This window comes from Paenibacillus sp. BK720, from assembly GCF_011761545.1.
Lineage (GTDB): Bacteria > Bacillota > Bacilli > Paenibacillales > Paenibacillaceae > Pristimantibacillus.
This window is the reverse complement of record NZ_JAASRQ010000001.1, coordinates 492,924-513,234: the sequence shown is the minus strand read 5'-3', so window position 1 is coordinate 513,234 and position 20,311 is coordinate 492,924. Positions and strand designations below refer to the sequence as shown.

The 20,311-nt window shown below is 52.1% G+C and carries 17 protein-coding genes; 4 read left to right on the top strand and 13 right to left on the bottom strand.

Annotation, left to right across the window (positions count from 1 at the left end; translation table 11 throughout):
• Positions 1 to 680: 680 nt before the first annotated feature.
• Both katG and FHT67_RS02235 read left to right on the top strand, forming a co-directional pair.
• Positions 681 to 2,867, top strand: coding sequence for a catalase/peroxidase HPI (gene katG, locus FHT67_RS02240; protein WP_167195248.1), 2,187 nt, complete (start codon positions 681 to 683; stop codon positions 2,865 to 2,867).
• Between the two features lie 184 nt (positions 2,868 to 3,051).
• Entirely contained in the window at positions 3,052 to 4,458 is a 1,407-nt protein-coding gene (locus FHT67_RS02235) for a family 43 glycosylhydrolase (RefSeq protein WP_167195244.1), read from the top strand.
• A 43-nt stretch (positions 4,459 to 4,501) separates the two neighbouring features.
• Here FHT67_RS02235 and FHT67_RS02230 read toward each other — a convergent pair whose 3' ends face one another.
• Complete coding sequence (locus tag FHT67_RS02230; RefSeq protein WP_167195241.1) at positions 4,502 to 5,125, bottom strand: helix-turn-helix transcriptional regulator; 624 nt, start codon at positions 5,123 to 5,125, stop codon at positions 4,502 to 4,504.
• Here FHT67_RS02230 and FHT67_RS02225 point away from each other — a divergent pair.
• The gene (locus FHT67_RS02225; RefSeq protein ID WP_167195238.1) at positions 5,081 to 5,896 is read left to right on the top strand and encodes a carbohydrate-binding protein; all 816 of its coding nucleotides are present in this window, start codon (positions 5,081 to 5,083) and stop codon (positions 5,894 to 5,896) included. The genes FHT67_RS02230 and FHT67_RS02225 overlap by 45 nt on opposite strands.
• A gap of 114 nt (positions 5,897 to 6,010) precedes the next feature.
• Here the strand turns inward: FHT67_RS02225 and FHT67_RS02220 are convergent, their stop codons facing one another.
• On the bottom strand, positions 6,011 to 6,970 hold the full coding sequence (locus FHT67_RS02220) for a helix-turn-helix transcriptional regulator (RefSeq protein WP_167195235.1): 960 nt from the start codon (positions 6,968 to 6,970) through the stop codon (positions 6,011 to 6,013).
• A gap of 114 nt (positions 6,971 to 7,084) precedes the next feature.
• On the opposite strand from FHT67_RS02220, the gene FHT67_RS02215 reads away from it, so the two are divergent.
• Positions 7,085 to 7,996, top strand: coding sequence for an SDR family oxidoreductase (locus FHT67_RS02215; RefSeq protein ID WP_132303489.1), 912 nt, complete (start codon positions 7,085 to 7,087; stop codon positions 7,994 to 7,996).
• Between the two features lie 144 nt (positions 7,997 to 8,140).
• On the opposite strand, the gene FHT67_RS02210 is transcribed toward FHT67_RS02215, so the two are convergent.
• From FHT67_RS02210 to FHT67_RS02160, 11 genes are all read right to left on the bottom strand, one after another.
• Positions 8,141 to 9,484, bottom strand: a complete 1,344-nt coding sequence (locus tag FHT67_RS02210; RefSeq protein ID WP_167195232.1) for an LLM class flavin-dependent oxidoreductase — start codon at positions 9,482 to 9,484, stop codon at positions 8,141 to 8,143.
• Between the two features lie 39 nt (positions 9,485 to 9,523).
• Positions 9,524 to 10,543, bottom strand: coding sequence for an ABC transporter substrate-binding protein (locus FHT67_RS02205; protein WP_167195229.1), 1,020 nt, complete (start codon positions 10,541 to 10,543; stop codon positions 9,524 to 9,526).
• Between the two features lie 26 nt (positions 10,544 to 10,569).
• Positions 10,570 to 11,916, bottom strand: a complete 1,347-nt coding sequence (locus tag FHT67_RS02200) for an LLM class flavin-dependent oxidoreductase (protein ID WP_167195226.1) — start codon at positions 11,914 to 11,916, stop codon at positions 10,570 to 10,572.
• Positions 11,917 to 11,980: 64 nt separating this feature from the next.
• The gene (locus tag FHT67_RS02195; RefSeq protein WP_167195223.1) at positions 11,981 to 12,799 is read right to left on the bottom strand and encodes an ABC transporter permease; all 819 of its coding nucleotides are present in this window, start codon (positions 12,797 to 12,799) and stop codon (positions 11,981 to 11,983) included.
• A gap of 26 nt (positions 12,800 to 12,825) precedes the next feature.
• Positions 12,826 to 13,635: an ABC transporter ATP-binding protein gene (locus FHT67_RS02190; protein ID WP_207918087.1), complete on the bottom strand. Its 810-nt coding sequence runs from the start codon at positions 13,633 to 13,635 to the stop codon at positions 12,826 to 12,828.
• A 209-nt stretch (positions 13,636 to 13,844) separates the two neighbouring features.
• The gene (locus tag FHT67_RS02185) at positions 13,845 to 15,548 is read right to left on the bottom strand and encodes a helix-turn-helix domain-containing protein (RefSeq protein ID WP_167195220.1); all 1,704 of its coding nucleotides are present in this window, start codon (positions 15,546 to 15,548) and stop codon (positions 13,845 to 13,847) included.
• A gap of 80 nt (positions 15,549 to 15,628) precedes the next feature.
• Complete coding sequence (locus tag FHT67_RS02180) at positions 15,629 to 16,378, bottom strand: IucA/IucC family C-terminal-domain containing protein (protein ID WP_167196808.1); 750 nt, start codon at positions 16,376 to 16,378, stop codon at positions 15,629 to 15,631.
• Position 16,379: 1 nt separating this feature from the next.
• Positions 16,380 to 17,357, bottom strand: coding sequence for an ABC transporter substrate-binding protein (locus FHT67_RS02175; RefSeq protein WP_243866867.1), 978 nt, complete (start codon positions 17,355 to 17,357; stop codon positions 16,380 to 16,382).
• A 203-nt stretch (positions 17,358 to 17,560) separates the two neighbouring features.
• Positions 17,561 to 18,559 (bottom strand): type I glyceraldehyde-3-phosphate dehydrogenase, encoded by a 999-nt coding sequence (locus FHT67_RS02170; RefSeq protein ID WP_132303475.1) that lies wholly within the window; start codon positions 18,557 to 18,559, stop codon positions 17,561 to 17,563.
• Positions 18,560 to 18,624: 65 nt separating this feature from the next.
• Positions 18,625 to 19,581 (bottom strand): alpha/beta hydrolase, encoded by a 957-nt coding sequence (locus FHT67_RS02165; protein WP_132303473.1) that lies wholly within the window; start codon positions 19,579 to 19,581, stop codon positions 18,625 to 18,627.
• A 264-nt stretch (positions 19,582 to 19,845) separates the two neighbouring features.
• Positions 19,846 to 20,214, bottom strand: a complete 369-nt coding sequence (locus FHT67_RS02160) for a DoxX family protein (protein WP_132303471.1) — start codon at positions 20,212 to 20,214, stop codon at positions 19,846 to 19,848.
• Positions 20,215 to 20,311: the final 97 nt, after the last annotated feature.

Sequence of the window (20,311 nt, the reverse complement as noted above, 5' to 3'; positions counted from 1 at the left end):
CGCACCATTGCACACCTGCCTTTAAAGAAATAGTTCGAGCGACAGCTTGGGAATAAAACGGAAAAAACCGGAGACACCTATAAGGTCATCCCCGGTAAACTTTGAGGAAAAACTTAACGATTAACTGAATTTCAACCTTTTACTTCATATAATTTCCATTATTTACGCTTTTCATTTTGATGTGAGGATCGTCACATTCAACCTGCTGTTTCTAAACTTGCTGCATCCGAGCAAATGGAGAAATACTCCCCCTATTTTTTTGTCCCACCTTCCGCTCTTTAAGCGCTTCCAACTCATCTGCAAATCCAGTGTAGGGCATACACGTAAGCTTTGGACATACAGCAACGCAACGATAAATAATACAATTCAACGACGTATTGGACCAATGCTCGCAATCAAATCCCATTGTAATATGGGTAAAACAAATCTCAATGAACAGATCCCGATAAATGTCGATCATCGCCAAGAAAATCTTGATAGTCTATTTTTCATGCGCCGTACATATTCTCTATTTGTCCCTCTTTTCCCGGTAATCCCGTTAAATTATCAGATTTGCGTGAAGATTGGATGAATTTTTGCAACTTGGATTGATTTCGGTTTGATAACGTTTTATAAAGAGGATAAGTGCAAATTTTTTTCTACCATTTGCTACTTCAATAAAGCTAATAGGAGATGATTGGATGGACGCTACAGTTCCTAACGCAGGCAAATGCCCGGTGATGCATGGAAGCGCTACAAGCTTCAAATCTAGTGGTACTTCAAATAGAGATTGGTGGCCCAATCAGCTGAACCTTAACATTCTGCACCAGCATGACAGAAAATCGAATCCTATGGGTGAAGACTTTGACTACGCGGAACAATTCAACAAGCTTGACTACCAGGCCCTTAAACAGGATCTTCGCCATTTAATGAAGGACAGCCAGGAATGGTGGCCTGCCGATTACGGACATTACGGCCCGTTCTTTATACGCATGGCCTGGCACTCCGCGGGTACATACCGGACCGGCGACGGACGCGGCGGTGCCGGCAGCGGCACGCAGCGCTTCGCTCCCCTTAACAGCTGGCCGGACAACGGCAACCTGGATAAAGCGCGCCGCCTGCTCTGGCCGATCAAGCAAAAATACGGCAATAAAATTTCCTGGGCCGACCTGATGATCCTGACGGGCAACGTAGCCATTGAATCCATGGGCGGCAAGACGTTCGGATTCGGGGGCGGACGCGAGGACGTCTGGCATCCGGAAGAAGATATTTACTGGGGCAACGAAAAGGAATGGCTGGGCGACAATCGCTACTCCGGCGAACGGGATCTGGAAAATCCGCTTGCCGCCGTACAGATGGGTCTCATCTACGTCAACCCGGAAGGTCCCAACGGTAAGCCCGATCCGGCCGGAAGCGCCCGCGACATTCGCGAAACGTTCGGCCGCATGGGCATGAACGATGAAGAAACCGTCGCGCTTGTTGCCGGCGGGCATACCTTTGGCAAGGCGCACGGCGCTGGCGACGCCTCTCTTGTTGGTCCTGACCCGGAAGCAGCTCCACTCGAAGCGCAAGGTCTTGGCTGGCTAAGCTCGCATGGCTCCGGCAAAGGCCGCGACGCCATCACGAGCGGCGTTGAAGGCGCGTGGACGCCAAATCCGACCCAGTGGGACAACGGCTTTTTCGATATGCTGTTCGGTTACGAATGGGAGCTGTCCAAGAGCCCTGCCGGCGCGCATATCTGGGTAGCGGTCAATCCTGACGAGAATCATCTTGCGCCGGACGCGGAAGACGCATCCGTCCGTGTTCGGACCATAATGACCACGGCCGACATGGCTTTGAGAGTGGATCCCGAATACGAAAAAATCTCCCGCCGTTACCACCAGAATCCGGAGGAGTTCGCGGACGCTTTCGCCCGCGCGTGGTTTAAGCTGACTCACCGCGACATGGGACCCCGGGACAGGTATCTCGGACCCGAAGTTCCAACCGAAGAGCTGATCTGGCAGGATGTTGTACCGGCTGTGGATTATACCTTGTCCGATGAAGAGATTGCCGAGCTGAAAACTAAAATTTTGGATTCGGGTCTCACCGTCAGCGAGCTGGTCACTACGGCATGGGCGTCGGCCAGCACCTTCCGCATTTCGGATAAACGCGGCGGCGCCAACGGAGCCCGTATCCGGCTTGCTCCGCAGCAGGATTGGGAAGTCAATCAGCCGCAGCAGCTCACTAAGGTCCTGACGATTCTCGAAGGCATTCAAGAGGACTTGGACAAAAAAGTCAGCATCGCCGACCTGATTGTGCTGGGCGGCAGCGCCGCGGTCGAAAAAGCCGCGCGCGATGCGGGCTTTAACGTCACGGTTCCATTCTCCCCGGGGCGCGGCGATGCCACGCAGGAGCAAACCGATGAAGAAAGCTTTGCGGTCCTGGAGCCGGTCGCCGACGGCTTCCGCAACTATCTGAAGAAGCAATACAGCGTATCCGCCGAAGAGCTTCTGGTTGACAAAGCACAATTGCTGAACCTGACCGCGCCGGAAATGACCGTTCTTGTCGGCGGCCTGCGCGTGCTGGGCACCAACCACGGCGGCACCCAGCATGGCGTGTTCACCGACCGAGCGGGCACTCTTACCAACGACTTTTTCGTGAAGCTGCTCGACATGAACATTGCGTGGGAGCCTAGAGATGGCGGCATCTATTACGGTCGCAACAAGTCGACTGGCCGGGTTGACCGCACGGCAACGCGAGTGGATCTCGTGTTTGGCTCGAACTCCATCCTTCGCGCGATTGCCGAAGTGTATGCGCAGGACGACAACCGAGAGAAGTTTGTTCGCGACTTTGTGGCCGCTTGGGTTAAAGTGATGAACGCGGATCGTTACGACCTTCGTGTGAACTAATTCTTTCTTATATAAACAGCCTGCCCGAGGTTCTCGGGCAGGCTGTTTAATTTGCTATTCTCTCCTTCCATGCCCGCCGGCTATAAAAATGTCCTTACGATCTATAATCCTGTCCTGTTTCTCCCTGACCGGAAATGATTAACTATACATGAACGCACACTCAATGCGAAGGGCTGGTGTATTGATGAAATCGAAGTTTTTTGAAAGCGGTGTCAAAGGCTTGGTTCTACTCCTGTTGTTGCTGTTTGTTCTGCCCGGTGCGGCAAGCGCAACTCCCTCAACGCAAAGCAGCAGCTTTTATAACGTGATTTTCCAGGACGGCGCGGACCCTTGGATCTACAAGCATACCGACGGCTTCTATTACTTCACGAAAACAACCGGCGGCGACGTGACCATCTGGAAATCCAGCTCGCTTACGGGCGTTGACGCCGGGACCAAAAGAGTGATCTCGACCGGCTGCTGCAATGTCTGGGCTCCCGAGATTCATTACGTCAACGGTGCCTGGTACATTTATTACGCCAAGGATGACGGCAATAACGACAATCACCGCATGTACGTTCTGGAAAATACCTCCGCCGATCCCATGACGGGCACATGGGTGAACAAGGGACAAATTACCGACTCGACGAACCGCTGGGCGATCGACGGAACCGTGCTTCAAGTAAATAGCAATCTGTATTTCATATGGTCAGGCTGGGAAGGGACAACAAATGTCTCGCAAAAGCTGTATATCGCCCATATGAGCAATCCGTGGACGATCGACTCGGCCCGGGTTGAAATCGCGCATCCGACCTATTCATGGGAGACGAATACTTCCCCTTCGGTTAACGAGGGGCCGCAAGTCATCGTCCGCAATGGCGTGATCAGTCTTGTCTACTCGGCTAGCGGAAGCTGGACGGACGGCTATTGCTTGGGGCTGATTACCGCAAATACGGGCAGCAACCTGCTGCAGGCTTCTTCATGGACCAAGCGCGGCCAGTCCATCTTCAAATCCGGCAACGGCTTGTATGGCCCGGGTCATCATTCTTTCACGAAATCTCCTGATGGAACGGAGGATTGGATTGTCTATCACACGGCCAAATACGCCGGCAGCGGGTGGAACCGAGAAATCCGTGCCCAGAGGTTTACCTGGAACGCCGACAATACTCCAAATCTCGGATCCCCGGCAGCCCCGAATACGCCAATTGCGATCCCTTCAGGTGACACGACCCGCACCCGCTATGAAGGCGAAGCCGGCGTATTCGGAGGAGCCGCTTACGCTTCCTCCAGCCCGAACGGTTCGGGCGGAAGCAAAGCCGGTCACATCGATACGGCAGACAGTTATGTAGAATTTGACGTCTATGCGGCAACGGCGGGAAATTATGTGCTGTCCGCGCGCACCGGCAATGGCACTGCTGGATTGGACTGGTCCTATTGGATTATGACGATCAATAATTCAAGCTCAAGCAACTTTTACATTACGAATAAAGGCTGGGAGAACTGGGGGGCTTCCGTCGCGCGTGTCACGTTAAACGCCGGCTGGAACAAAATCCGTTTTTCCAAAGGGGAAGGTTACGGGGAGCTCGACTGCTTCGACCTGTTCCCGGCCTAATTCCATACCAAAAAACGCAACCAAACCGGTTGCGTTTTTTGGTTCAGCCGTTCGCTTTCCGGTAATCCCCCGGCGTTAATCCCTCGTACCTTTTGAAAAAGCGGATAAAGCTGTTCGCGTTGTTGTAGCCGATATTGGCCGCGATCTCAGTAATGGTGTGATCCGTTTCCCTTAACAGCACCTTGCTGGCCTCAAGCTGTTTTACGGTCAGATATTCGAGGAGAGTTTTGCCTACCTCCTGCTTAAACATGCGGCTTAAATAAGCATGATGAAGATTAACCTGCTCCGAAATCGTTTCAACGGACAGATCGAGATGATAATTCTGGTCCATGTACGCCTTCACGATTTCAATATAGCCGTTCCTTTTTAGCTGCTGCTGCAAAGCTTCGCTTATTTTCCGTACGATGCCGCATGTCCACTGATGGATGGCATGAATCGTTTCTTTTGCCGCAAGCTCGCGGAACAGATTGTGGTTGGGCCCAACAAGCTGATTCGTATTCATGTTCAGCTCATTCAAGCTCCGCAAAATATCTTCGACAATAAGACTATACGTTCGGAAAATAACCTCTTCGCTGAGCTTGGCGCGCGCCTTGATCTGCTCATACAGCTCGTTTAAATTGTTATGGGCTTCCTCCAGCTGTCCGGCCTTCAGGAAATTAATCTTCAAGCCGAGGACGGTACCTATAACAGCACCGCTCAAGTAAAAACGCTTGGCAGCGGCTGGACGGGAAGCGGTTTTGTAAACTTTATGAATGCGCCTGGCAGCGTGCAAATGAATGTGAACATTTCGGCCGAGAATGACTATGTGCTTGATATCAAATACGCCAATGGCGGAGGCAGCGCGGCGATTAAGCTTACGATTGACGGCGTTGTCGTGAATCCGTCCGTTACGATGCCAACCACGAACAGCTGGAACACCATATGGAGCAGCGTGCAGCAAGCGGTTCATTTGACGTCGGGCAGTCATGCGATTACTGTGGAAACCGTCGGTACGGCCTATATCAACCTGGATGCCGTTATAGCGACGGAGGTGACCGTGCCGCCGACTCCTGGTCCATTCGATGAGGCGTTGCAAGCGGAGGATGCCGCTCATAGCGCAGGTATTACGACAACCTCCTACGGATCCGGCTGGAATGGAAGCGGCTATTCGAACTTTAATAACGGCCCGGGCTATATCGAATGGACGGCGGACGTTCCGGAAGCGAACTACACGCTGAAATTCGCTTATGCGAACGGCAGCGGCAGCCGTTCAATGAAATTGATCGTCGACGGCAAAGAAATAACGACCTTGAGCTTCCCCGGAACAGGGCACTGGAATTTGAATTGGTCCGTGGCAGCTTACAGCCTGGATCTGACAGCCGGCGAACATACGATTCGTCTGGAGACAACAGGGACAAGCGGCCCGAATATAGACCAATTGCTATTCACTGAAAACTAACGGCTCTTCCTGTAAAGCAAGAGGGTTTCAATCGTCATTCGAGTGACGATTGAAACCCTCTCTTGCTTGATCCGTCGGCCAGCTTTATAGAGCCTGCGCATATTGTAAATTTGGTTATTCGTATAGGGCGATTACGGCTTTTCCCTGATTCACGATCCTCTTAATCAAATATTCCGGCTTAACGAGTTTAATGGCCCCGCCAAAACCTAATATATATTCCACGGCCTCCTGCTCCGCATTAAAGCGAAGCGTTGCCGGCATCATCCCGTCCACGGCCGGTGCAGCCATGTCGACCTTCTCGACAAACCGGTCCGTGAAGGTAAGGCGTCCGATAATCGACGGATGTACGAGAACCTGCACTTCAAACGTAGGAAGCGAACCGGCAAAATCCAGCTTGCTTTGCTTCCAGTATTCCGCAAGCTCGAACCCGGCAGGCCGCTCAAATAATTCTCCGGTTGCTTCGGCTTTCCTGATTCTCGACACCCGGAAGCTCCGGTAGTTTCCGTCTTCGTTCATGGCAACCAAATACCAGGAGCTGCCCTTCGCTACCAGCCCCAAAGGACTAACCGTTCTTTCCGAGCCGGTTCCGTCGGCTTTCTGATAAGCTATGTTGATCTTGGCATCTTCCCATAACGCTTTTTGAATCGTGAGCAGCGCTTTATTCTTGTCCGCGGCAGGCTTCCACGTTCCGGTATCCATATAGATTTTCTCCATGTAACGCAACGCTTCGCTCTTGGAGGCATCGGGCAAGGAGGCCAGCAGCTTCTGACGGATATCCAGCCCCTTAATCTCCACGCCTAAATCCTTCAGCATTTGTTCGGCCGGAAGAATAAATAAAGCCTTTGTGTCCTCCAGCTTCAGGCCGCTTAAGTAGCTCCGGAAATGATCCATCAGCCTCCATCCGCCTGTTTTCCCCCGGTCCGCTATGACAGGCACGCCAGACAGACTAAGCGCATCCATATCGCGAAGAATCGTCCGGTCCGATACCTCGAGCTTTTTGGCAAGCTCCCTGGTCGTCATAATTTCATGATTCTGGAGCAAAATCATAATGCTAAGCAGGCGGTCCGCCCTCATTTCGCATTCACCTTCGTTTTATTTTATATATGACAAAAGATGTCGTCATTATAGTTTACAATGAGGAAAGAATCAATAAAGGCACACACTTATATTCAGGAGGCTTATATGGAGATGAAACCTTTACATGGAAAAATCGCTCTTGTAGCAGGAGGAACGCGGGGCGCCGGGCGTGGCATTGCCATAGAGCTGGGAGCGGCAGGCGCAACGGTGTATGTCACGGGGCGCACGACGCGGGCGCAAGTATCCGAATACAACCGGCCGGAAACCATCGAGGAGACAGCGGAGCTTGTTACGAAAGCGGGCGGACAAGGAATTGCCGTACAGGTGGATCATCTGGTCCCCGAACAAGTACAGGCTTTGGCGAACCGCATTGAGCGGGAGCATGGACGGCTTGATATTCTGGTCAATGATATATGGGGCGGCGAGAATCTCGTGGAATGGAATATTCCGGTATGGGAGCATTCGCTCGAGAAGGGGCTGCGCATGCTAAGGCTCGCCATTGATACCCATCTGATTACGAGCCATTTTGTTCTTCCTCTTCTTATCAAGAATAAGAACGGGTTGATTGTCGAGATGACGGACGGAACGGCCGAGTACAATCAGAATCATTACCGATTGTCGATGTATTACGATTTGGTCAAAAACTCTATCAATCGCATGGCTTGGGCGCTGGCTCAAGAAGTGAAGCCCCATGCATGCACGGCCGTTTCCTTGACGCCGGGCTGGCTTCGTTCCGAAATCATGCTGGAGATTTTTAAGGTAACGGAGGAGAATTGGCGGGATGCCGCGGCCGAAGAGCCCCATTTTATTATTTCCGAATCGCCCCGCTATGTGGGACGTGCCGTCGTTGCCCTTGCGGGAGATCCGGAAGCAAGCCGTTGGAATGGGCAATCCCTGTCAAGCGGCCAGCTTGCGCAGGTGTACGGCTTCACGGATGTGGACGGTTCGCAGCCCAACTGCATGCCTTATCTGGTTGAGGTTATTGAGGCGGGCAAACCGGCGAATACGACAGGTTACAGATAAAAAGAACGCCAAATCAATAACGCACTGCGGCGATGCCGGGCTTTTTGCGTACCCTTTCTTCTTGCCCGGGCGAAGGAGGGTTAAGGCCCAATACATTATGGACCTTAACCTGGGCCGTAGAGCCTTTCCCGATTGCTTTAGCGTTTAGCGGCTAACTGCCGCTTTATCCTTCTCCGCCTTCTTCCCGGGAAGCGGCAGACCCAAATTCCCGCGCAGCGTGCTGCTCTCGTATTCGGTACGGAACAGTCCCCGCCGCTGCAGCTCCGGAATGACAAGCTCGATAATGTCTTCGAATCCGCCCGGGAAATACGGCGACATGATATTGAAGCCATCCGCTCCTTCATTCAGGAACCATTCCTCCAGCTGATCGGCAATTTGCGAAGGCGTTCCGACGATTTCGCGGTGTCCGCGAGCCCCCGCAATTCGTTCGTACACGGCGCGGATCGAAGTTAAATTCTCGCGCCTTGCTATTTCCCGGATAATATTGTACCGGATGCGAGGATTGGTCTTATCCTCTATCGAGCTTATATCAGGCAGCGGCTCATCCACATCGTAACCGGACAAATCGATATTGGTAAATCCGGACAGATAAGCCAGACCAACCTCCGGCAGAATGTAGCCATTCAGCTCCTTCTGCTTCGCCAGCGCTTCCTCTTCGGTCTTGGCGACCGTAATAAAGACGCCCGGCATAATTTTCAGCTCGTCTCTTTCACGTCCGTATTTGGCCAACCTACCCTTCACGTCTCGGTAAAAAGCCTGCGCCTCCTCCAGCGTCTGCCACGCCGTAAAGATAACCTCGGCCGTCTTGGCCGCCAGCTCCTTGCCGGACTCGGATGAGCCGGCCTGCACGATAACCGGATTGCCATGCGGGCTGGCCGGATTATCGAGCGTGCCCGTTACTTTGAACCATTTGCCGTCATGATCGACAGGGTGCACTTTATCAACATCCAGGAACCGTCCTTGCTCCTTGTCGATAACAAGCGCATCGGCGTCTATGGTTTGCCACAGCTTCTGAACAAGCTCAACAAATTCCTCCGCCCGCTCGTAACGGCTCGCATGCTCCAAATGCTTATCCTTGCCAAAAAGGAAGGACTCCTTGTCATTAGCGGAAGTTACGACATTCCAGGCTGCGCGGCCGCCCGACAGGTGGTTGATCGAGCCAAACTTGCGTGCGACATGGAAGGGCTCGTTATAGGTGGTTGTTAAGGTAGCGGCTAATCCGATTTTCTCTGTTACGGCTGCAAGCGCCGAGATTAGAATAACCGGATCCAGCTTAAGCGCGGAGCTGGAATGCTTATTCAGATTGGAGCCAAAGCCGTCCGCGAAAAAGATCATGTCGAACTTAGCGCGTTCCGCCGTGCGGGCGATCTCCGATAAATACGCTAGATCAAAGGTACGGTCCGCCCCGGAATCAGGATGTCTCCAGCTCGCCACATGATGTCCGGGCAGCATGATAAAAGCACCTAGCTTCATTTGTCTTACCGTCATCTTCACCACTCCATCTCTTCTTATATATTCAGGTTTTCCTTATTTCTTGGCGTAGGAATTAAACTCGTTGGTATACAAGTCTTCCGCCTTAACCTGCCCTTTCTTCAAATCGCCGTTAGCGACCAGCCAGTCAATCCAGACCTGGTATTCTCCCGGCGTTATGACGCCTCCGGCCTGCGCAATCCCGGTGCTCTTCCAATATTTCAGGTTTTCGGTCGGTTCGTTGGGGTCACGCTTCTTGATAATCGCCTCGAACCTCCGAATGACCTCTTCCCGCGGGGTCGTGCGCGCCCATTCAATAGCCTTGGCCACCCCTTCAACAAACTGCCTCACCGTGTCCGGGTTATTCTTGATATACTCCTCCCGGAAGAAATAATCGCCTGCCGTAAATTCGGTCTTATAAACGTCCGTATCCTTAAAGAGCTCAACGATGCCCCCTTTGTCCAGGGCACGGTCTCTTGCGATACCGCTCATGAGCACAACGTCAATCTGCTTGCTGCGGAGAATTTGCTCGGCATTCGCGGACGGGATCGTCACGAGCGTCACTTGTTCGATCTCCTTCTCGGTTAAGCCGCCTTTCCTTAAATAATCCTTCGTAACAAATTCCAAGTGGGCCCCCAGCGTATTCACGCCGACTTTTTTGCCGATAAAATCCTTCGGCGATTTAATCGGGCTGTCAGCCAGCACGTAAGCGCCGATGTAAGTGTTCTTATCGCTGCCGTACGAGCCGATAACGGATTTAATCTTTACGTTTTGCGAGATGGATTTGATAATCGCCCCGTTAAAAGCCGAGCCAAAATCAATCTGTTTGGTTGCCGTTAATTGAATGCTTTCCGGTCCGCCCGTCGTGCTCCCGATCGATTCCAGCTCCAAATCGCCCAGGTACCCCAAATCCTTCGCCAGCTCCGGAAACGATACGCTTCCCGGCGCCGAATTGTATTGAAGCACCTTGTCTTCTTCCCCCGGCTTGGCTTTGCTCTCCGAGCATCCTGCAAGCAAAGCGCTAACTAAGCCCATCGTTAACAGAAATGCATGAACGTGAGTAAATCGTTTCTTCATAAGACCCTCTCCCGACCTCTTCGTATTTATTCATGCGATTGCTGCGGCTGCTTGCGATAGGGATTAACCGGAATAGATAAACCCAGATTCCCCCGCAGCGTATGGCTTTCGTATTCCGTACGGAACAATCCGCGGCGCTGCAGCTCCGGAATAACAAGCTCAACAATGTCGTTTAAACCTTCCGGGAACGTAGGCGGCATCATATTAAAGCCGTCGGCTCCTTCGTTTAAGAACCATTCTTCCAACTGATCCGCGATCTGAGCCGGCGTGCCTACAATTTCCCGATGCCCACGCGCACCCGCGATAAATTCGTACACCTCGCGCAGCGTGCTTAAGCCTTCCCGCTCCGCGAGTGCCCGAATAATATTCGTGCGGGTCTGCGGGTTCGTCTTGTCCTCGCTTTCCCCGCTTGCCGGAAGAGGAGCATCCACGTCGTAACCGCTCAAATCGACGCCGATAAAATTCGATAAGTACTCCAGACCAACCTCTGGCGAAATATAGCTGTTTAACTCTTTACGCTTCGCAATCGCTTCGGCTTCCGTGCGAGCAACCGTGATGAACACGCCCGGCATAATTTTCAGGTCATCCGGCTGGCGTCCGTATTTGGCAAGACGTCCTTTCACGTCCCGATAGAAGGCCTGCGCTTCCTCCAGCGTCTGCCAGGCGGTAAATATCACCTCGGCCGTCTTCGCGGCGAGCTCTTTCCCCGCCTCGGAGGATCCCGCCTGCACAATGACGGGATAACCTTGCGGCGTCGACGGAGCATCCAGCAGACCCTGCGCTTTAAACCATTCCCCTTGGTGATCAACGGGGTGAACTTTGTCAACGTCCAGGAACCGGCCATTCTCCTTGTCGATAACAAGCGCATCCTCTTCAATGGAGAACCAAAGCTTTTTCGTCAGCTCAACGAACTCTTCCGCCCTCTCGTAGCGCCGCGCATGCTCGAGATGCTTTTCCTTGCCGAACAGCTGCGCTTCCTTCTCGTTGCCCGAGGTTACCACATTCCAGCCCGCACGCCCTCCTGACAAATGGTCGATAGCCGCGAACTTGCGCGCTACCTGGAACGGCTCGTTGTAAGTGGTCGTAAGAGTCGCCGTGAGACCGATATTCCGCGTGACGGCCGCTAGGGCCGAAATAATAATAAGCGGATCAAGCTTGATCGTAGAGGTCGCGAAATTGCCCAAACGCTTAAGACCAAGGATATCCGCGAGAAAAATCATATCGAATTTGCCCCGCTCCGCCGTCTGCGCCAGCTCCTTTAAGTACTCGAGATCCAAGGTCCGGCGAGGATCCGTAGACGGATAACGCCAGCTAGCCACATGATGGCCCGGCAAGTTAAAGAAGGCTCCCAGCTTCATTTGTTTTTTGGTCATATTCCACACTCCTAGTATTCCTATATTTTTAATAGACTTTGGAGCAAAAAAAGAACCGCTTCGTTTATGCATGCTGCTTCCATTTGGACAACTTGCGTTCCAGCACGCTTAATCCCTGATTAATCAACAAGCCAAGCAAAGCGATCGTGAGGATACCGGCAAACATTTCGGGGATTTGGAAGTTATATTGGGAATACGTGATGAGGTAGCCGAGACCTTCCTTGGCGCCTACCATCTCGGCGGCGATAAGGACGAGAATCGCTCCGGTTCCCGCCATCCGGATTCCCGTAAAGATCGTTGGAACCGACGCCGGCAGGATGACCTTGAGGAACAGCTTGAATGACGAGAGATTCATGGACCGGGCTGATTTGATCAGCAGCGGATCAACGTTGCCTACGGCTGCGATCGTATTCAGAAGGATTGGCCACGTGCAGGCAAACAAGACAATGGCGATTTTGGACGTCTCTCCGATTCCGAGGATAAGCATAAACACGGGAAGCAAAGCAAGCGCCGCTGTATTGCGGAACAATTCCATCACCGGATTGAGAAGCTCCCTGGCAAGAGGATACCAGCCAATCGCAAGCCCTAACGGGATGGCGATAACAAGGGCTAACGCAAATCCGCTTAACGAACGAACCATACTCGCCGCAAAATGATGGAACAGCTCGCCGGACAATATCAAATTCCAGAGCGCCTGAATGACATCGGAGAACGGGGGCAGGAAAGCCGGATCCGCGAAGCCCGCAAGGGGAGCAATCTGCCAGACGAGGGCCAGCAAGATCAGAACGATAGACTGCTTGAACAGCTTGCGGATATGAAGCGAGACGCCCAGTTTGACTCTTCTGCTTTGCAGGGGTCTAGGAACCGCTTTAACATTTTCCATTTCGATACGCTCCTTTCGTAAATCCGTTAAATATACGCGCCTTGGTATTCCAGCTCGTGCAGCAGGCTCCATACCTCGTGCCGCGCCTTGACAAACTCCGGATTGGAGCGGATATCCGCATCATCCAACCGGTGCTTCAATGGAATATCGACGATCTTCTTCACGGTACCCGGACCGGGAGTCAGAACCACAACGCGTTCTCCCAGGTATACCGCTTCGTCAATGCCATGCGTGATGAAAATAATCGTTTTTTTCGTTTTCTGCCAGATCCGGAGCAGCTCGCTTTGCAAGGTTTCCCGGGTTTGCGCATCCAGCGCCGCAAACGGTTCATCCATCAGCAGAACATCCGGGTTAAATGCAAGGCTTCTGGCAATCGCTACGCGCTGCTTCATGCCTCCGGACAATTCGTGGGGATACCGGTTCGCGAATGCGCTCAATCCAACTAACGCCAGAAAATGCTCCGCCAATTCCTTTCGCTCCTGCTTCGGAATGCCTTTGGCCTCCAGTCCGAACTCAATGTTCCCCCTTGCCGTCTTCCAGGGAAATAAAGCATATTGCTGAAAAACAATCCCTCTGTCGAGACCGGGGCCGGTAATTTCCTTCCCGTCCATGTAAATACGCCCGCTAGTAGGAAGCGATAAACCGCTAATGAGATCAAGCAGGGTTGATTTTCCGCAGCCGCTTGGTCCTACCAAGGTAATAAACTCGCCTTCCTTAACGGTAAAGCTTAAGTCCTTAACCGCCGTAAATGGCTGCGTCGCCCCTTTTTGTTTCGGATCGCGCACGATAAAGCTTTTTGCCACATTCTCGAATCGAAGCTTTTCTAATGCCGGCATCTCTCTCACCCTTTCTCTTGTACCCGGGAATAAACAAAAAAGCGCAGCCGACCACAACAAGCGTTGGTCTTCTGCGCTTCCGGTTGCCCGGTCAGCGGTTCAATTGTTTGGATGGTTCATTCAATAGGTGCCATTTAATTCCAAGTAAAACCATGAGATTAATATATCATAAACGCTTCGGTTGTCAATATAGGCCATTTAGGCCAATTTCAGGCGCCAAGCAAGGATTGCGCTACCTCATCGACAATACGGTTAATTCCCGTTGGACCGTAAGAGCCAATCCAGGTCGAGGCATCCACGGTGTACACGCATTGCTGCTTCACGGCATGAAGCGAGTTCCACTCCATGCTTCGCTGCATGCTCAAGACCTGCTCCTTGAACATGTCGTTGCTTAGCAGGAAATAATGATTGGCGTTCACGCCGGGCAGATCTTCAATCGAGATATGGTAGGCCGTATCCGAGACGGATTCCCCCGTTATATAAAAGGGAGCAGGCAGCCTCAAATCCGCGTACAAGACTGCGCCGGTACGGTGGGATGCCGTATGCAGGCGAATGGACGTTTCGCGCGGACGAATGATCGCTACATGCTGGCCTCTCAGCTTGTCGGCAAGCATGTCCGATAGTTTCTCCGTCTTCTCCCTATACGCCATTAAGATTCGCTCCGCTTCCTGTTTTTTACCCGTGATGACGCCAAAAATGCCCAGTATCTTGCGCCAATCCTCATTCCGGTCAAACAGAAGGGTAGGCGCGAATTGACAAAGCTTCGGATACAGCCTCTCATGCAAATCCGTACAGACGATCAGGTCAGGCTGCAGTTCTGCAAGGGCATGCATATCGATCCGCTCACAGGTTCCAAGCACCGTAAATTGACCCAGCTTGTTCTGCAAATAATCCGGGAAGCAGGAAATTTCAGCGCCTCCGATCCCTACGCTGCCGGCAGGCTGTTCTTTCAGCGTAAACAGCTGGTCGGCGTATTGAACGTCAAGCACCGCAATCCGCTTAGGCAGCCGCTGCAGCCGAAGCTCGCCTTTTCTATGCTTAATGACGGCCGCGTCATCTATGGTTTGCGAAGCAGCCAATGCGTAAACCTCGCCTGCCAGAGAGGTACGGCGGAAGTCCTGCGGAGCGATCCCGTAATAATTTTTAAAGGCTCTGCTGAAATAATACAGATCACGATAGCCAATGCTTATCGCAATTTCCTGAATCGTTGCGTCCGTATGCCGGAGCAGCTCGGCCGCGTGGCTCATTCTGACCTTAATGACATACTCCATAGGGCCCAGCTGCTTCTGCCCGTTAAACCATCTCTGCAGCTGCCTTGAGCTGCAATGAACCAGTCCGGCTAGAACGTCCAGTTTTAACGGCTTATTATAGTTTGCGTCAATGTGCTTCATTACAATGGCAACCGCTTCCGAAGGCGTCTGATAGCCTTCCGCCAGCAGCTGCTTCAGCAGCTCGTAAAGCAGACCCTGCAGAAGCGCATTGGCATGGAAGACTTCGATGCCTTGCCTCATGCCCCATTTGAGCTCCAGCTGTTCCACGACCTGATGCAGCGACAGCCGCTTGGAAGGCTGAATTCCAAACGGCATTTGCAAAAGCGCTTCCTCAACAGCGGCGAGCTCCCCTCCCGCAGAAGGCATGAGCTCGGCTCTGTAATAGATGACGGTATATTCGATTGGTTCGGTAATGGCTTCCATGCTGATGGCTGCATCTTTGCCCGCATGGCGGACTGAAAAGGGGCTTATGGAGTACGTTGTTCCGTCAATTAGCAGGCTGCCATAACCGCTCCATGCAAAAAACAGCATATTCTCCGGCAAACGCTGAAGCTGGCTGCCCGGAAGCAGGATTTCCCGCCGAACGTCAAGCACTCTGACCGCAATATCGTTCCAAAACGATAAATGTTCCTGTAATGGCATTTGACACCTCTCCAAACCTATTGTCTAGATTATTTTAATTGAAAATGATTTTCATAGTCAATTAGAAGTCTCCAACTCGTTTAAAGTTTAGGGCATTTCGAGCAATATTCGGGTGCCATTTGATAATACAGACAACAGGTCAGACGCTTGCTTCTTCCCGTGAGCCAACAACCGTCTCTGATCTCCGCAAAGGAAGCGAACGGGTTTTTCCGCATGCCAAACCGCTCTCCCGGAGCCTCCTTCGCAATATAGAGAAAATCCTCCCTTAACCTTCGGCTGAGTTCGTCATCATGATCCTGGTCATCGCCATATATAGGCGCGATACGCGCCATGACGTTCTCCCATAGAATGGCCATCGATACCGGACCTTCCGCGGCTGCTAGCTTTATTATCGGGGTCAGGCTTTCTCCAAATAACTGTTGAATAACTTCCGCGCGCCACGCTGCTCTATTAAGGGGATCGGGCGCTGTAACCATAACTTCGGTTAGCGCCATAAACGGAAAGGGGGTTCCGGAAATGGATGCTTCCTTATGAAAAAGCCGGCTGTGCTCCAGCGTAATGCCTATCCCCTTATTGTAATAGGTCATCGCGCCAAGCACCGGAGCTACAAGCAGGCTGGCTATTCTCTTTACCAGCATGGATGCAGCGACGCTTTTGTTCGGAGCGCCGATATGGTTCATCAGCCAATCCATATAAGCTCTTCGCGGCTCCGCATTAAGCAGCTCGCTTAATGCGAGCTGCTTAATGTTATGCTCCGGAGCCTCCCCAACCGTCAGGCTATAATCGCAGGACAGCTCCGCCCAGGCATCGGATACAAGAAACGGATCCATTCTATTGCTGGCCTAGCAACGCTTCCGCGGCTTGTTCAATTATCAGGCTGTTGGCGATTGGCCCGTAGTAAGCAATCCACAATGTGCTGTCTGCTTTGTAGACATGATGGTTTTTTACCGAATCCAGCGATTTCCAAATATTCGTGCTTTCCAGTTCCTTAACCGCATCCGCAAACATCGCATCTGACAACAGGAAGTAATGATCCGCGCCAATCTCGCTTACGGCTTCCAGCGATAGCTCATAGGCGGTATCGTCAACCGCCGCAACGGATGCCGGTACCTTTAATCCCAAATCGTTATAAAGGATAGCTCCCGTCCGGTGATCCGGCGTATGCACGCGAATGCCTTCGATTCTTGGACGGATTAGGGCAACGGTCTCCTCGCCCAGCTTGGCCGCAAGCTGCTCCTTCAGCTTGGTTGCTTTTTCCTCATAGGCTTGCTGAACAGCCTTGGCTTCTGCTTGCTTACCCATGATTGTGCCCATGGTATCCAGGGTAGCGCGCCAGTCCTCATCGAAATCCAGCACGATGGTTGGCGCGATTTTACTAATATTCGCGTAGGCTTCCTCCTGGAAATCGGTCATCAGAATCAAATCCGGCTGCATAGCCAGAATAGCTTCCAAGTTCGGCTTATCCCGCGTGCCTAACAACTTGACGTCTCCTGCCAGGCGGTCGCTCAAATATTCCGGAAAATCCGTATCCGATCCGGCGGCGGTTGCGCTTCCCGCCGGCTGCTCGTCCAGCGCAATCAGCTGATCGACAAACTTGGTATCCAGCACCGCGATTTTTTCAGGCCTCTTCTCGAGTTTATATTCACCTTTCAAGTGCTTAATCGTGACGGGATAGGCGCTTCCGCCTTCTGGCTCAGAATTGCCCGGCGCTTCCTCTGCTGGAGCTTCTGACGGCGTGCTGCTTGGCGCGTTAGCGTTATTTCCTCCGGAACCGCATGCTGCCAGCATGAGAGCTAAACAAATAAACAACGAACAGAAACCTAAATTGCGTCTTTTCAATTTCCGATCCCCTCTTCTTCATTCCTGATAATGATTTTCATTATTGATTGTACTGGTTTTTCATTCCTTTTCAATGAACGATTGCGACGAACCGTTTATCTTTTTGCGACAACCCTGTTCTGGAAATAAAAAAACCCGCCTTCTCCTTGGAGAAAGCGGGTTCCTATTTCGCATTATTGACGGCCTAAAAATGCCGCTACTTCGGCGAGGCGTGAGGCATAACCCCACTCGTTGTCATACCAGGCGGCAACGGATAAAAGTCCGCCTTGTACATGGGTCAGCGGCAGGTCGATAATCGAAGAATGGGAATCCCCTACGATACGCGAGGAAGCCCACTCTCCTTCCAGCACATCAAGCACTCCGTTAAGCGGACCCTCCTGCGCGGCTTTACGGAACATATCGTTAATTTCCTGGGCGGTACACGGCTTCTCCGTAACCAGATTCAGCTCCGCGATACTCCCGGTGCGTGTCGGAATCCGGTAAGCTTTACCCGTAATTTGCAGATCGGGCCAAATAAACTTAAGCGCTTTTGCCGCACCCGAAGAGGACGGGATAATATTTTCCGCGGCTGCCCAGGAATCCCTGCGGTCTCTCATCGGCTGATCGGTCAGCGATTGGGTGTTCGTATAGGAATGCACCGTGGAGAATAAGCCGTATTGAATGCCGAAGTTTTCACGGACCAGCTTGACGACCGGAGCGAGCGCATTGGTCGTGCAGCTCGCCATGCTGATGATTTTGTGCTTGTCCGGATCAAAGCTGTCTAGATTGATTCCTTTCAGCAATACCGCATCGCAGTCGTCAAGGGTTTTGCTTGGTCCGCTGACGAGAACGCGCTTCGCGCCGCGCTCCAGGTGAAGCTCCGCTACCTGTCTAGTTACCGCCCGTCCCGTGCAATCAATAACAAGCCCGACGCCAAGCTCGCTCCAGTTCGGTATTTCCTGCGACGAGTTCAAATAAAGAATGGAACGGTCGCCGATTCTAATCGTTCCTTCCGTGCCTGCCACAGGCTCCGGCCAACGCTTGTAGTTCGTATCGACCTCAAACAGAGCCGCGAGCGTTGCTTCGTCTTTAATATCCGAGATGGATACGGGGACAAACAGCTCATTTTCCAAAGCTACGCGAAGAAGCTGTCTGCCGATCCGTCCAAAGCCAAAAATAGCAATATTGTTCATGTTCATTCTCCTGCCTGCGCATCGTTGGCGCAATCAAATTTTTACCGTTGCGAAAGGTTAAACGGCTATTCCTTCAGCCACGCGTTCGCCAGCAGCATCGCTCCGCGGGCGGCCGCCGTGTCTGCCAGGGCATTCAGCATGACAAAGTCGTGAATCGTCCCCTGAAAACGCGCTTGCGTGACCCGCACGCCAGCCTCGCGAAGCTTATTGGCATAAGCCTCGCCTTCATCGCGAAGGACATCCGCTTCTCCCGTAATGATTAGAGCTTGCGGCAAGCCCTTAAGCTGCTCGGTTGTCGCGCGCAGCGGAGAGGCATAGATTTCATTCCGCTGCTCTTGATTTGTCGTATATTGATCCCAGAACCAGGCCATAGCGTCCCGGCGAAGGAAATAACCCGTCGCGAATTCCTTGTAGGATTCCGTATCATTACCTGCATCCGTTACCGGATAGAACAGCAGCTGCTTATGAATCTGAGGTCCTTTGCGTTCCTTTGCCATAATCGTTATGGCAGCCGTCATGTTGCCGCCAACGCTGTCCCCCGCCACATAAAGCCGGCTTGTATCAAGGCCATGCTCATCGCCGTGCTCCGCTATCCACTGCAGGGCTGCGTAAATTTCTTCGATCGCAGCCGGGTATTTGGCTTCCGGAGACAAGCTGTAATTCGGAAAAACAACGGCGGCCTCCGCCCCAGCTGCCAGCTCGCGAATAAGCCGGTCATGCGTATGGGCATTGCCGAACACCCAGCCGGCGCCATGAATATAGAGAATAGCCGGCAGCTTCTTTGCCGTATTTGGAGCGCGCAGAATGCGAATGGACACCTGCCCGCTTGGTCCGCCCTCAATGGTCAGGTCGGTGATATCGACAGGCGGCTTCTCAATATCTCCCGCTTGAACGTTGTCCACCGTTTCGCGGCCTTTTTCCGGACCAAGGTCGAACAAATATGGCGGATTTGCCGTATCCTGCGCGAATTTCAAAGCCTCCGGCTCCAGCACGATTTTCTTGCCAGCGTTTTTTTCTGTCATCTCTACCTCTCCTCACATAATTGGATTGCATCCGAATGGACTACCTATACTTAATCACCGTTATGCCAGGAAATGAATCCGGCGATGTCCTCCTAGAGGGAAAGGAATATCAATCTTAAGTCTAGGATAAGATGTCGTCAGAATATAGTGATAATTTTACTATTTTTTTGTTAGAAAGAGTCCTATGGTTTGTAAAATCTATATAAATTAAAACCGGTACGACGAAAGAATCGCGCGTACCGGCCTCATTAAATGTACTGGGGCTTAGCCAAAGGGGTGAGCCAAATCTCCTGCAAACAGAAGAACAACCGCGGCAGCTATAACAAGGTTCAGAACAGCCGGGAACATCTTGCCGAACGGGTGCTTTACTCTCAAATGCGACAGAATCGCTAATAACATGGTAACTCCAATCCAAACCCCCGACCAGCCCGCCATGCCGGGATACCAGTAGCCAATAAGGAGTCCGACAGCCCCAAGCAGCTGAACAAGTCCCGTAACCACGCGGAACCACTGCGGCAGCTTGATCGAATCAAACAGCTCTACCTGATGTTTAGCTCCCGTAAGCTTTGTAATTCCGAAGAAAATCATCGAGAATAGCAGCCAGCTTTGAATAATAATGGCTAAAATATGCATGTTGAAATCTCTCCCTTGTTTTGTTTGGATGTTTCTCATTAAATTAGACACCTTACGGTGTCCTTTTCTGATTTTATAATATAACACCTTTTGGTGT